The organism is Victivallis vadensis (assembly GCF_003096415.1).
Classification (GTDB): Bacteria; Verrucomicrobiota; Lentisphaeria; order Victivallales; family Victivallaceae; genus Victivallis; species Victivallis vadensis.
On sequence record NZ_QEKH01000001.1, the window covers coordinates 38,023 to 51,223 of the forward strand.

General features: G+C 60.6%; 12 protein-coding genes and 4 tRNA genes. 6 read left to right on the forward strand and 10 right to left on the reverse strand.

Annotation, left to right across the window (positions count from 1 at the left end; genetic code table 11):
• Positions 1 to 56 precede the first annotated feature (56 nt).
• The 3 genes from C8D82_RS00190 to yfcE all read left to right on the forward strand — a co-directional run bounded on the left by C8D82_RS00190 (position 57) and on the right by yfcE (position 3,195).
• Positions 57 to 1,391, forward strand: coding sequence for a glycosyltransferase family 2 protein (locus C8D82_RS00190; RefSeq protein WP_116882244.1), 1,335 nt, complete (start codon positions 57 to 59; stop codon positions 1,389 to 1,391).
• 34 nt (positions 1,392 to 1,425) lie between these two features.
• Positions 1,426 to 2,574, forward strand: coding sequence for a sialidase family protein (locus C8D82_RS00195; RefSeq protein WP_116882245.1), 1,149 nt, complete (start codon positions 1,426 to 1,428; stop codon positions 2,572 to 2,574).
• A gap of 66 nt (positions 2,575 to 2,640) precedes the next feature.
• Entirely contained in the window at positions 2,641 to 3,195 is a 555-nt protein-coding gene (gene yfcE / locus C8D82_RS00200; protein WP_116882246.1) for a phosphodiesterase, read from the forward strand.
• Here the strand turns inward: yfcE and C8D82_RS00205 are convergent.
• From C8D82_RS00205 to C8D82_RS00225, 5 genes are all read right to left on the reverse strand, one after another.
• Positions 3,181 to 4,347: a DNA glycosylase AlkZ-like family protein gene (locus C8D82_RS00205; protein ID WP_116882247.1), complete on the reverse strand. Its 1,167-nt coding sequence runs from the start codon at positions 4,345 to 4,347 to the stop codon at positions 3,181 to 3,183. The two genes, yfcE and C8D82_RS00205, sit on opposite strands and share 15 nt — an antisense overlap.
• A gap of 31 nt (positions 4,348 to 4,378) precedes the next feature.
• A tRNA-Gly gene (locus tag C8D82_RS00210) sits at positions 4,379 to 4,454 on the reverse strand.
• A gap of 38 nt (positions 4,455 to 4,492) precedes the next feature.
• Positions 4,493 to 4,568: transfer RNA gene (locus C8D82_RS00215), tRNA-Gly, on the reverse strand.
• Between the two features lie 38 nt (positions 4,569 to 4,606).
• Positions 4,607 to 4,682 (reverse strand) — tRNA-Gly (locus tag C8D82_RS00220).
• A gap of 35 nt (positions 4,683 to 4,717) precedes the next feature.
• Positions 4,718 to 4,793 (reverse strand) — tRNA-Gly (locus C8D82_RS00225).
• Between the two features lie 347 nt (positions 4,794 to 5,140).
• Between C8D82_RS00225 and C8D82_RS00235 the strand changes: the two genes are divergently transcribed.
• Complete coding sequence (locus tag C8D82_RS00235) at positions 5,141 to 5,635, forward strand: YbaK/EbsC family protein (protein ID WP_116882249.1); 495 nt, start codon at positions 5,141 to 5,143, stop codon at positions 5,633 to 5,635.
• 194 nt (positions 5,636 to 5,829) lie between these two features.
• Here C8D82_RS00235 and trhA read toward each other — a convergent pair whose 3' ends face one another.
• Genes trhA through C8D82_RS00260 form a run of 5 tightly spaced genes read right to left on the reverse strand, consistent with a single transcriptional unit; the run spans position 5,830 to position 11,289 of the window.
• A complete protein-coding gene (gene trhA, locus C8D82_RS00240) occupies positions 5,830 to 6,462 on the reverse strand; it encodes a PAQR family membrane homeostasis protein TrhA (protein WP_116882250.1) in 633 nt (210 codons plus the stop codon).
• Position 6,463: 1 nt separating this feature from the next.
• On the reverse strand, positions 6,464 to 6,928 hold the full coding sequence (locus C8D82_RS00245; RefSeq protein ID WP_165832727.1) for a GNAT family N-acetyltransferase: 465 nt from the start codon (positions 6,926 to 6,928) through the stop codon (positions 6,464 to 6,466).
• 1 nt (position 6,929) lies between these two features.
• Positions 6,930 to 9,119 (reverse strand): polyphosphate kinase 1, encoded by a 2,190-nt coding sequence (gene ppk1 / locus C8D82_RS00250; RefSeq protein WP_116882252.1) that lies wholly within the window; start codon positions 9,117 to 9,119, stop codon positions 6,930 to 6,932.
• Positions 9,116 to 10,690 carry a Ppx/GppA phosphatase family protein gene (locus C8D82_RS00255; protein ID WP_116882253.1) on the reverse strand — a complete coding sequence of 525 codons (1,575 nt, stop codon included), beginning with the start codon at positions 10,688 to 10,690 and terminating at the stop codon, positions 9,116 to 9,118. The genes ppk1 and C8D82_RS00255 overlap by 4 nt, the downstream gene beginning before the upstream one ends.
• A 26-nt stretch (positions 10,691 to 10,716) precedes the next feature.
• Positions 10,717 to 11,289: a hypothetical protein gene (locus C8D82_RS00260; RefSeq protein WP_116882254.1), complete on the reverse strand. Its 573-nt coding sequence runs from the start codon at positions 11,287 to 11,289 to the stop codon at positions 10,717 to 10,719.
• A 132-nt stretch (positions 11,290 to 11,421) separates the two neighbouring features.
• On the opposite strand from C8D82_RS00260, the gene aroE reads away from it, so the two are divergent.
• Both aroE and C8D82_RS00270 read left to right on the forward strand, forming a co-directional pair.
• The gene (gene aroE / locus C8D82_RS00265) at positions 11,422 to 12,264 is read left to right on the forward strand and encodes a shikimate dehydrogenase (RefSeq protein WP_116882255.1); all 843 of its coding nucleotides are present in this window, start codon (positions 11,422 to 11,424) and stop codon (positions 12,262 to 12,264) included.
• Positions 12,258 to 13,148 carry a prepilin peptidase gene (locus tag C8D82_RS00270; RefSeq protein WP_116882256.1) on the forward strand — a complete coding sequence of 297 codons (891 nt, stop codon included), beginning with the start codon at positions 12,258 to 12,260 and terminating at the stop codon, positions 13,146 to 13,148. The genes aroE and C8D82_RS00270 overlap by 7 nt, the downstream gene beginning before the upstream one ends.
• The last annotated feature ends 53 nt before the right edge of the window (positions 13,149 to 13,201 follow it).

Below are 13,201 nucleotides of genomic sequence, written 5' to 3' on the forward strand. Positions count from 1 at the left end.
TTAGAATCGTCATTATATTAAATGGTTTTTGAACGAGCGGAATCGGGAATGGTATCATGTACAGGTTGAAACGCTGGGGCCGGATCGTGGTCCTGGCCATTATTTTTATTCTTTCGGGAGTGATGTTTTCCCAGTATTATGACTGCTGGGTTCAGGAGGATTCTCCATTTGACCGGTTTTCGCTGGCCTTCACGTTTTTCTTTCTCTGCTGCCCATTGGGATATTTCCTGCTGATCGCGGTCTGCCGGTATTTTTTCTACCGGGAAATTCCGACGGTGCCGCCGGAAGAACTCCCGGTCTGTACCGTCATCATTCCCGCCTACAACGAGGGCGAAACCATCAAGCTCGCACTCGAAAGCGTCTGCCGCAGCGAATATCCCGCCGACAAGCTCGAAATCATCGCCGTCAACGACGGCAGCATCGACGACACCCTCCGCTGGATGCAGCAGGCGGCGGAAGAGTCCGGCGGCCGCATCCGGGTGATCACTTACCCGGAAAACCGCGGCAAGCGCTACGCGCTCTACCAGGGGTTCCGCAGCGGTTCCGGCGAAGTTTTCGTAACGGTGGACAGCGACTCGCTGCTGAAACCGGATGCGCTGGCCCGGATGGTTTCCCCGTTCCGGCGCGATCACTCGGTCGGCGCGGTCTCCGGCAACGTCCGGGTCGCCAACCTCGAGGGCGGGATCTTCCCGCCGATGATCGATGCCGGTTTCACCTTCGCCTTCGACTTCATCCGGGCGGGGCAGACGGTGTTCAAAAGCGTGTTCTGCACGCCGGGCGCGCTCAGCGCCTACCGCCGCACCGCCCTGATGCCGCTGCTCAACGAGTGGCTGAACCAGACCTTCTTCGGCCAACCTGCCGGAATCGGCGAGGACCGCGCACTGACCAACCTGATCCTGCGGCAGGGATACGGCGTGATCATGCAGCGTTCCGCCTACATCTATACCAACGTGCCGGAATGCTACCGCGGCATCTCCAAGATGCTGCTGCGCTGGGAAAGGAGCAACATCCGGGAGAATCTGGAGATGTACTCCTTTATCTTCCGCAATTTCCGCTTCACCGATCCGCGCCGGTGGTTCATGCTCGCGACATTGCTGTTGTATACGCTGATGACGGTGCTGCCGGTGGTGATGATCTGGTTCACCCTTTACAACATCTTCACCACCAACGGGACACTGGTGCTGAGCATTGCAGCGACCGCAATGCTGTGGTCGACGCTTCCGGCGCTGGTGAATCTGCAGCGCAATTCGCTGCGCCATATTCTGTATTGCTATTTCTACGGAATCTTTCACGCGCTGACCCTTTTCTGGGTGGTGCCTTACGCGGTGTTCACCATCGGCAATTCGCGCTGGCTGACCCGCAGCGGAGCCAATTCCGCCGGGAAAATCTGACCTGCCACACTCAACGGAAGGAATCCGGCAAACCATGAAAATCGAACTGCAGCGCATCGCCACCGGATTTCAGGGGGAGTTCTGTTACACCCATGCCCGCGGCGCCGCCGCCCCGGACGGGCGGGCGGTCATCACCACCCAGCCGCTTCGGCTTACCGGCAGCGACATCTTTTACGGCATGAGGGAGCTTGCCAGCTCCGACGGCGGCCGGAACTGGTCGCCGATCCGGGAAGTGCCGGAACTGGCGCGCCGCCCTTTCCCCGGCCACCCGGAATGGGAGATCGCGATGGCGGACGCCACGCCGTTTTACCATGCCGCCACCGGAAAATTCCTGCTGACCGGTTCGAGCATGATCTACTGCAACGACGAATTCATCCCCGATCCGCGTCCCCGGCACACCGTCTGGAGCGTGATGTCCCCGGATGACGGGACATGGAGCGGCTACCGCCCTTTGATGATGCCGCACGACCCGGAGGAGACTTTTTTCAACGCGGCGGCCGCCTGTTCCCAGATTTACGAACAGCCGGACGGCGGGCTGCTGATTCCGATCTATTTCATGACCAGAGCCGAAGCCGCGACTCCGTGGCAGAGCTGTTATCGCGCCGCTGTGATGCGTTGCGGCTTCGACGGCAACGAACTGCGTTTCCTCGAATGCGGGGAGCCGCTGTCCGTGCCGGAGCCCCGCGGTTTGTGCGAACCGTCGATCATTCGCCACAATGGGCGCTTCTACCTGACCATGCGCAATGATAAAACCGGTTACGTCGCGGCCGGCGACGACGGGCTGCACTATTCCCGCCCGGTCGAATGGCGGTTCGATGACGGCGAAGAGCTGGGCAACTACAACACCCAGCAGCACTGGATTTCCGGCGGCGGCCGCCTGTTTCTGGTCTACACCCGCCGCGCCGGAAACAACGGCCATGTATTCCGCCACCGCGCACCGCTGTTCCTGGCGGAAGTCAACCCGGATACGCTGCGCGTGATCCGTTCCACGGAGTGTATAGCGGTGCCTGAGCGCGGCGCCCGGCTCGGCAACTTCGGATGCTGCCGGATCGATGAAGGCGAATCGTGGATCGTCGTCTCCGAATGGATGCAGTGCGACGGTCCACTCGGGCCCGCCAACTGGGAGCGGTGCATGAGCCGCGGCAGCGACAATTCGATCTTCATCGCCCGGATCCGCTTCTGAATCTTGCACTTTTCCACTCCGCCGCCTATATTACAGGCATGGATCAACCCAATGACAGGATCAATCATGAAATTGCTTTTTTTCTCGGATGTACACGGCTCCCCCGAGAGCTTTGAACTGCTGGAACGTCATATCGAATCCCACGCCCCCGACCTGCTCGTGCTGCTCGGCGACGCCCTGTACCACGGCCCGCGCAATCCCCTGCGCCCGGACTATGCGCCGCCGCAGGTGGTCGAACAGCTCAACCGCCGAAAGGAACAGATCGTGGCCGTCCGCGGCAACTGCGACAGCGAAGTCGATCAGATGCTGCTTGAATTTCCGCTGATGTCGGATTACTCCACGCTGCTGGTTGACGGACACCGTTTCTTCCTGACCCACGGGCATCTCTGGAATCCCGGGCAGCTTCCCCCGATTCCCGCCGGCGCCGTGTTCACCTACGGCCACACCCATCTGCCCCAGTTGGAACGGCTCGAAAACGGTCGGATCGCTTTCAATCCCGGCTCCATTTCACTGCCCAAAGGAGGAAATCCTGCCTCCTTCGGCTTCTATGAGGATGGGGTGCTCACCGTCTGCCGATTGCAGGACGCCGGGGAGATGCTGCGGCTCTCACTTGAGCCCTGATACCGCGCGACACCGGAGATAGGCGGCAAAGCGTTTCAGCCCCCGCCTCAGGGCCGGTTTCCAGCCGGAAACCCGACCGGCATCCGGCTCCGGCCAGAAATGTTCCACCTGCAGCACTGCGTCGGCGGAACGCAGTTCGATCCGCCCGATGAAACGGTCGCCCAGCAGCACGGGAAGCACGTAGTACCCGTACTTCCGTTCAGCGGCGGGCGTGTAGACCTCCCATTTATAGGAGAAGCCGAACAGTTCGGCGATCAGTTTGCGATCCCACAGCAGATTATCCAACGGCGCGATCATGCGGCATTCGGCTGCCTCCGCCGGAGCGTTCCGCAAAACATTTTCCAGCACCGGCAGCGCCGGTCCGGGCAAATACAGCGGGTGCTTCAGCCCCTCCACCGCGACCTCGAGGAGTTCGCCGGACTCGGCCAGCTTCCGGAATGCTTCATTGCGGTGGACGCTTTTCATACCCCGTATCCCGAGCCATGCGTCGCCGGGGCGGTTCCACAGCAGGCCGACTCCGCCGGTCCGGCGGCGCACCTGCCACAGAAAATATCCGGCGTCATCCGAATGGTCAACCTGCCGTTCCAGCAGATGCCGCGGGATCGTGTGTTCCGCCAGACTGTAGTAACGGCGTGCTCCCCGCTTGTGGTGAACCACCGCCAGCCCGGCGTGACACATGCACTCAAGAACCCCTCGGGACATCTGCTGCTGCCGATGCCAGCAGGGCATCCGCCCTTCAAGCTCAATGTCGGAAGAACAGGCGTACTCGTGTGTTTTCAGGTAATCGCTCACGATCCGCACCGCATCGGCGTGTTCCTCCAGCCACTGCGCGTGACTGTTCCGGAACCGTGAAAAGCAGGGCCAATCCTCGACGGCACAGATTGCCATATTCTTATCCCATACATCGAACAACCGGCGTTCCCGGTAAAGCAGCTCGCCGATATCCCCCTTCCGGTAGTTCCGGCAACGCGCCTGCAACACCAGTTCCGGGTTGCGCCCGACCACATCCAGGGGATCAAACTGGATGCACCCCACCTTGCGTACATACTCCACCGTGTCGGCGGGCATTTTCAGCTCCGTTTCATCCGAAAGATGATGATAATCAATCAGAAAACGGCAGGCGTCGCGACGGCTGATGGAATATTGCGCCATGGAGGAACCTTTCGAACTTTAGGCAAAAAAATGGAGCGAGTGACCGGAATCGAACCGGCGACAATCACGTTGGCAACGTGATGCTCTACCAACTGAGCTACACTCGCACCTGCAAACCGGAAACTCCGGTTGTTTTTTCAAAAGTTGGAGCGAGTGACCGGAATCGAACCGGCGACAATCACGTTGGCAACGTGATGCTCTACCAACTGAGCTACACTCGCACCTGCAAACCGGAAACTCCGGTTGTTTTTTCAAAAGTTGGAGCGAGTGACCGGAATCGAACCGGCGACAATCACGTTGGCAACGTGATGCTCTACCAACTGAGCTACACTCGCACCTGCCCGGAAATCTGAAACTCCATCCCGAAAGATGGAGCGAGTGACCGGAATCGAACCGGCGACAATCACGTTGGCAACGTGATGCTCTACCAACTGAGCTACACTCGCATGTTTCCCGTTTCCATGTCCCTTAATGTATCCCTGGTTTAAAAAATTGCAAGCTCAGAAAATCAAAAATATATAAAAATTTGACGGAATCGACGGATGTATCGGATTTCGTTCTTGCATTTTTCCCGACTGCGTATATACTTGCTCAATGGTGAAAAAATGCTTGGTTATTTCCGAAAGAAACCGGTGATGAAAAGAACTGAACAAAAATGGATGGCATACTGCCGCTATAGTTGTTTGCAGAAGCGTTCCATCGTCGTCGGTCCGGATGGACAATGCCGCAAATGTCTTCATACCCTGCAACAGCTCGGCGATGTCCGGGCGCTTTATTCCGAGGAGTTCCGATCATGTCCGTGACAACCGTCAAAGAGTATCTGAAGCAATGGAACAAAGATGCCGCCGTGCGGGAGTTCGAGGTCTCCAGCGCGACCGTCGAACTCGCCGCGCAGGCGCTCGGCGTCGAGCCGGCCCGCATCGCCAAAACCCTCTCGTTTTCGGACGACGGCGACGGCTGCATCCTGATCGTCGCCGCCGGGGATGCGAAGATCGACAATGCGAAATTCAAAGCCTTCTTTCACCGCAAGGCGCGGATGCTCTCGCCGGACGAGGTGATCGCCCGCACCGGCCATGCAATCGGAGGAGTCTGTCCGTTCGCAATCACAAATCCCGCTGCCCGTATCTGGCTGGATGAATCACTGAAACGTTTTGCGACCGTCTTTCCGGCCTGCGGCAGCAGCAACTCCGCGATCGAACTTACCTGCGCCGAACTGGAAACCTGTTCCCGCGCCCTCGGCTGGATCGACGTGTGCAAAGGCTGGACGGAGCCGCCGATTATCTGTTGACTGTCATAATTGATCTTCAAAAAATCCGGTTTCTCATGTTGAGAGACCGGAATTTTCCATGTCCGCTGCCCGGTCTTCAGGTCAGCCCTGCCGACAGCGGCAAGCTGGAATCCCGGAAGCGCTGAACTGCCTCGAAGACTTCCTGAAAGAGCAGGCAAACTCCTATACACTCAAAAAGAAGGAGCAGAATGAGCCTATCGGAGATTGATCACGGAAAAGAACTGCAGAATGCTCCCGGCCAGCACGAACAAATGCCAGATTGCATGGCTGAACGGGCGCTTCTGCACATAGAAGATCACGCCGAGCGTGTATGCAACGCCGCCGCCCAGCAGGAATGCGAACGCCGTCGCACTCATCCCGGCGATGATCGTCTTCAACACCGGCAGACAGAGCCACCCCATCACCAGATAGAGCGTCAGTGAAATTTTCGGATACTTCCCCATCGCCAGCACGGTCATCGCAATCCCTGCCGCCGCCAGCGACCAGATCGCGGCCAGCAGCCACGCACCGAGCCTGCCGCCGACCGCCAGCAACAGCACCGGCGTATAGGTCCCGGCGATCAGAAGATAGATCGCCGCATGATCGAAGCGGCGCAGCAGCGCCCGGCGGGACGGCTCCGAAACTCCGTGATAACAGGCGCTGGCCAGATACATCAACACCAGACTGACTCCGTAAACCAGATAACCGGCCGTTCCGGCGACGCCGGAGGGAGGCGCGATGAAGAACGCCCCGACCACTCCGGCCAGCGCGATCACGGCCCCGGCGGCATGGGTCCATACGTTGGTTCTCTCTTCCGCGGGCGAATAGACAGGTGGCAGCTTACTCATTTTACAACTTCATTTTCATCGGGAAAAAGCGGATGCCGGACTCCTCCCGTTCCGCTCCGTCAGGCAGAAACCCCAGATGCCTGTACGCTTCCACCGCGCCCGGAGCGGCAAAGACGGTCAGCAGCTTCACTTCGGGCCGGGCTTTTTTCAGCAGCGTGACCGCACGGGTCAGCAGCCGCCGCGCAATGCCGCAGCACTGGAACTCCGGCAGCACGAACAGCATCGAAACATGCTCGAAATCGCGCAGCTCCACCGCGCCGATGATCTCCCCCTCCAGCTCGGCGACCGCCATCTGGCAGCCGTTCCGCTGGCGCTCCGCGATCGCAGCCGGGAAAATATAGGCCAGGAACGCCGCCACGCCCTCCTCCGAGTAGTACTGCCGGATCGACTGCTCGAATCCGGCGACGGCCAGCTGAGCCACCGCCGCCTCGTCGCCGGGGCGGTACAGCCTGATCTTAGGTTCCATGCTACTCGCCCCCGTCCTCAAATTCGTCGTCATCGTCTTCGGCAAAGGTCGGCACGGGCCGTTCGGGCGAAGTGAACACTTTCAGCGCCTCGCCGGTCACGTCGCGCATTTCCGCTCCGGCCAGCTCCTTTAAATAGCGATAGCTGTTGTACTGGCTGCGCGCTCCCGTGTAGTGCTCCGCCATGCTCCGGGTATAGCTCCCGGAGGCCTGAAGCCGCCGCAGCTTGTCGGTGTCGTTGAGCTGGAACTCCAGCAGCCGCATCAGAATCCCCCGGATCTTCTCGTCCTCGATCGGGAACAGCAGCTCGACCCGCTTGTCGAGGTTGCGGTACATCCAGTCGGCGCTGGACAGATAATACTCTTCGTCGCCGTTGTTGAAAAAATAAAAAAGCCGGCTGTGTTCCAGATAGCGGTCCACAATGCTGATGATCCTGACGTTTTCCTGCCCGGCGCGCGGCTTGTAACAGCAGATGCCGCGCACGATCAGGTCGATTTCGACGCCCGCGTCCGCCGCCTTGTGCAGCAGCCGGATCATCTTCTCGTCGGAAAGGCTGTTCATTTTCGCAATGATCCGGCCCGGACGGTCCGGCGTGGAATTCGCGATCTCGCGCTCGATCAGCCGCATCGCCTGGCGGCGCAGGTCGAAGGGGGACGCCGCGATCTTGCGCCACTCCGCCGGCGGCGACGAGTAGCCGGTCAGCACGTTGAACAGGTTCGCCACGTCGAAACAGAGGTCGGGATCACTGCTCATGATGCCGAGGTCGGTGTACAGCGCGGCGGTCTTGTCGTTGTAGTTGCCGGTCGAAAGATGCACGTAACGGCGGATCGCCCCATCCTCGCGGCGCACCACCAGCAGCGCCTTGGAGTGCACCTTGAGTCCGGCGACGCCGTAGACCACATGTGCGCCGGACTCCTCCAGCAGCCGCGCCCAAGCGATATTGTTGCCCTCGTCGAAACGGGCCTTCAGCTCGACCACCACCGTCACCTGTTTGCCGTTTTCGGCGGCGCGCTGCAGCGAGCGCACCACCGGCGAATTGCCGCTGACCCGGTAGAGGGTCTGCTTGATCGCCAGCACGTCGGGATCGTCCGCCGCCTGCTGCAGCAGCCGCACCACCGGGCTGAAGGAGTGGAACGGCGGCGCCACCAGGATCGTACCTTTCGCCGAAATCGCGTCGAAAACGCTGTTGTGCTCGCTGAATGCGGCCGGTTCCACCGCGGGCCATGCCGGTTCGAGCAGTTCGGGCAGCCGGGCCTTGCCGACCAGCTCGAAGAACTGTTTCAAATGAAGCGGGCCGCGCACTGCATACCAGAACTGCTCGTCCAGCCGGAATTCCTGTTCCAGCCATCTGGCGAGCGGGCCGCGGGTGTTGGTCAACACTTCGACCCGGATCGGTTCGCGGTGGCGGCGCTGCAGAAGTTTCTTTTCAATGCTCTGGAGCAGGTCCTCCGCGCCCTCGTCCTCCACCGAGAAGTCCATGTCGCGGGTCACCCGGAACGGGAAAAATTCCTCGATTTCGCAGCCGGAAAACAGCGCGCCGAGGTTGTCCATGATCACGTCCTCCAGCAGCACGAACGTCCGTCCGGGCTGCATTCCCGGCACTTCGATGAAACGCGGCAGCACATCCGGCACTTCGACGAATGCGTAGACCAGCTTTTTACGGTCCGCCGGTTTCATGCTGACCGCGATTTCGATCGCGCCGGAGTTCAGGATCGGGAACGGGTGCGCCTGATCCACCGCCAGCGGCGTCAGCACCGGCAGCACCTGCGTGGTGAAGTAGCCGGTCAGTTCGGCCCGCTGCGTGGAGGAGAGGTCGGCGGGACGGCTGAGCCGCACCCCGTGCCGTTCCAGCCCCGGCAGGATTTCGTCGTGCAGACAGGAGTACTGCCGTTTCACCAGCCGTTCGATTTTGCGGCGGGCGGCGGCCAGCTGGTCAGCGGGACGGTTGCCCGCCGGATCAGGCAGATTCTGCTCCATTTTGACCAGTTGGCGCAGCCCGGCGATCCGAACCATGAAAAATTCGTCGAGGTTGCTGCTGAAGATCGCGATGAATTTCAGCCGCTCCAGCAGCGGATTCGCCGGGCAGAACGCTTCGTCCAGCACCCGCGAGTTGAAATCCAGCCAGCTCAGCTCCCGGCTGATGAACAGTTCACTGTCGGGAGTTTCGTTCTGTTTGTTCTTTTTCGTACTCATAATGACAACGGCGCCTCTTCAATCTTCACATCCAACCCGAACACCTGCGTAAACAACCCGCCTTTCATTTCCAGGTAGAGCCGTTCCGTCCGGAAATCCCCCGACTCCGGCACCACCGCGCTCAGCACGTGACCGCGCTGCACGAGCTTCACCTTGTCGAACCGCCCCCGGCGCGAACAGTCCAGCGCATCCGCCACCCGCAAGATGGCGGCGAGCTTCAGCACCGTCACTTTGTCCTCGGCGGAGAGCATCGTGTACTCCAGATGGGAGGTCTTAGGCTCCGATTTGCGGTGATAACGCGAAACCGTCGCGATAATCCGCAACTCCTCCTCCGAAATCCCGGGTAGTTGCGTATTGCTGATCAGGTAATGGGAGTGCTTATGATGCTGCCGGGTATCCACGAAACGCCCGATGTCGTGCAGCCGGGCGGCCGCTTCCAGCAGCAGCTCCGAGCGCGGAGCGAAGTCGAACGAACGCTTCAGCTTCTTAAAAAGTTTGCTGCAGATCTGCGACACCTGCCGCCCGTGCCCCGGATCGTAGCCGTATTTGCAGCCGATCGCGTCACAAATCGCAATCAGGTCGTCATGGAACGGCGAACGCTCCGGCTCCCGGTTGCGGCGGATCAGATCGTAAATCAATGCGCTGCGCGTCGTGGTGCCGGGACTCAGGAAGCTGCGGCAGTTGAAGGCGTCGAGAAAGTAGGTCAGGATGCCGGCGCAGCTTCCGGCGCTGGCGACCTCCTCCTCCGGCAGCTTCAGCTCCTCGGCCAGCTTGACCGGATCGATGTTCATGATCCGGCGCAGCGTCGGTGCGATCGCAGCGGGGTCGAGCGTCAGGCAATCCTCCTCGTCGCGCTCCGAGGCGGTGCCGGCGATCCAGCCGGTCAAAGCGCGCACGCTCGCTCCCATTGCAATCAGCGTGATCGGCCGCCCGGCTTCCAGCCCGACGCACTCCATCATCCGCTGCCCGATGTCCTGGGAGCGGAGCGTTTCGATCACCCGCTCCACCGACAGCCCGGAGCGGCCGAACGCGTCGAACAGCCGGACCGTGCCGAGCGGCACCTCCTCGCTGAACCGCATCAGCCCCCCCGCAAAATAAGAAACCAGCAGCGAACCGGTGCCGATTACCAGACAGATCCCGGAGAGCTTGTCAAACTCCATTTGCCTGCGGAGCGAATCGCGCATCGCGATAAACGAAATCTTCACTTCCTCGGGGGCTTCAAGGATTTCCAGGTCGAGGTGCGCATCGCTGCGGATGCGGTTCACCACCAGCTCGCGGTTGAACGCCTCGCGGATCGCGCTGGTCGCAACCACCCGGTGCGCCTGCACCTTGTATTCATCGAGTTTGCGCGAGAAGTCGGACATCACCCGGGAGAGCCGCGCCAGGTTTTCCGGCGAAACCGAACCGTGCCGGAATACGTCGTACCCCAGATTCACGGTCCGCGACAGGCTCTCAAGCAGGTCGATCTTTCCGCCGCCGGACACCTCGAAGATGTCCAGCCGGATCGAATGCGCCCCCACGTCGACCACTCCGGCCTGAAACGTGGAGTTCAAACGTCTCAACTTCTTCATTCACAATCCTCAAAACAATTCAACCGTCAAAACCAGGACGCGGTGTTCGGATGATAATGGGTATAGTTTTTCTTCGCATATTTGGCGATGCCGTTGGCGGTCACCGAATCGATGCCGACCCGCACCGTGATCCAGTCGGAATTGTCATCGTCCAGCGATTCCGGCATGAACGAGCCGAAATAGACCCCGTCCACCACGAACGCGACCGCGTCGCCGCGATGATTGCCTGAAACCACCTGCCATTTCAGTTTGCCCGCCCGGTCGGTCTTGAACTGCAGGTCGCACAGATCGGGATTGCCGGGCCGAGCCACCACGCGGGCGTCCGAAATATTCATGCTGCTGAAGATCGGCACGCTGTTGATCCAGACCGACTTCCCGTCGATCCCTTCGATCTCCCGCTCCAGATCCCCGGCACGCGGGTACTCGACCACCGAATTGATGCTGACCACGAACTTCGGCCGGTAATCCTCGCTGTTCGGATTCTCGCTGTTGCTGCCCTCCTCCAACGCCTGCTTGAACGCCTCGTTGAACGTCTCGCATCCGGTCAGGCAAAACACCGACACTCCGACCAGAACCAGCCCCAAAAACCTGCGCACCATCAGAAGTCACCTCCATTGTTTTCGAAAAACATCGTCAATATATCACTCCCGTTTCATTTTTCCATTGCCAAGAAACGACTGTTCATGTATATTAACACCAATTAAACCAAAATCCAGTAAAAAAGTAAAAAAATGATAAAGTACATGGTTATCGGCGACCCGATCGCCCACAGCAGATCCCCCGGCATGCAGAATGCCGCTTTTGAATTTCACGGCCTCGGTTCGCCTTACGGAATCCGCCATGTCCGCCCTGATGAACTCGGCGGCTTCATCGAATTCGCCCGCGCCAATTTAAAGGGCGTGAACCTGACCGTGCCGCACAAGGCGGCGGTGATCCCGTACCTCGACACCGTCGACCCGGCCGCGGAGACCGCCGGCAGCGTGAACACCCTGATCATCGAAAACGGCCGCATCCACGGCGCCAGCACCGACGGCTACGGCCTCGAACATGCGCTGCTGGAGAATTTCAGCCGCCCCCTCGCCGGAGCCGGCGTCACCTTCATCGGGGCCGGCGGCGCGGCCCATGCGACCGCCTTCCATCTCGCCGCCCTCGGCGTGAAGTCGATCCGCATCGCGAACCGCACCGTTGCGAAGGCGGATGAGATCGCGGAAAAACTCCGCCGCCTTCATCCGGCGCTCTTTGTCGAAACCGCCCGGCCTGACGACTCCGCAACGCTGGCGCGCTGGTTCGCCGACACCGATTTCCTGATTCAGGCGACCAGCCTCGGCCTCAAAGCCGGAGATCCGGCTCCGTTCGACCTCGCGCTGCTGAAACCGGAGCTGAAGCTCTGCATATTCGACACCATCTACAAGCCGACGCCGCTGCTGGCGAAAGCGCGCGAACTCAGGCTTCCGGTCGCCGACGGCGCGGCCATGCTGATCCATCAGGGGGCGAAATCCTTTGAGCTCTGGACCGGCCTGTCCGCTCCGCTCGACGCGATGCGGCGCGGCTTTCTGGAGGCGCAACCATGCTGAGACTGACCGACGGAATGAGCGAATGGTGGTTCCGGGCCGGACTCGAATATCCGACGGTGGCGGTTTTCGCCTTTTTCGCGGTGTTCGTATTCGGCAGTTGCCTCGGCAGCTTCCTGAACGTCTGCATCTGGCGGCTGCCGCTCGGCGAATCGGTCGTGACCGCTCCCTCCCATTGCACCAAGTGCGGCTATGAGATCCGCTGGTACGACAACATCCCGATCGTCAGCTACCTCGTGCTGCGGGGGCGCTGCCGCTGCTGCCGCGAACCCTACTCCTGCCGCTATCTGGTCGTCGAGGCCCTGACTGGAGTGCTGTTCGTGCTTGCGTTCGTGAAAGTCGGGCTTGCCGACCAGCCGATCTGCACCGTTTTCCCCTATTGGGCCATGATCCTGCTCGCCGTCGCCGCCAGCTGGATCGACGCCGAACACCGCCTGATCCCGGATGCGCTGACCATCCCGGCGATGTGTTTCGGCGTCGCCGTTTCCGCGGTCTGTCCTTCCGTCTGGGGAATCGAAAGCCGCCTGTACGCCCCGGTGTACGCCCTGATCTCGGGAGCGATCCCGGCGCTGTTCCTCGCACTCTTCGCAATCATCGGCAAAAAGCTCACCCGCAAGGAAGTTCTCGGCTGGGGCGACGTGACTTTCATTGCCGCCGTCGGGATGCTGCTCGGCCTGCCTGCCGCGTTCTTCGCGGTCGCCGCCGGTTCGCTTGCCGGAACCTTCTACGGAATCGGCGTCGCCGCAGTGTTGAAGCGTCCCGTCGCCCGCGTCAAGATCGCCTTCGGGCCGTTCCTCGCCGGAGCCGCTCTCGTCTGGCTTTTCGCCGGGGAAAAAATCCTGCGCTGGTATCTGGTCCACGGCGTCCATCTCCCCCCAGCCCCCTGATTCCCGTCACCGGGATTTCACCGTCCCCCATCCGCTGTCGGCCGGAAGGGGGG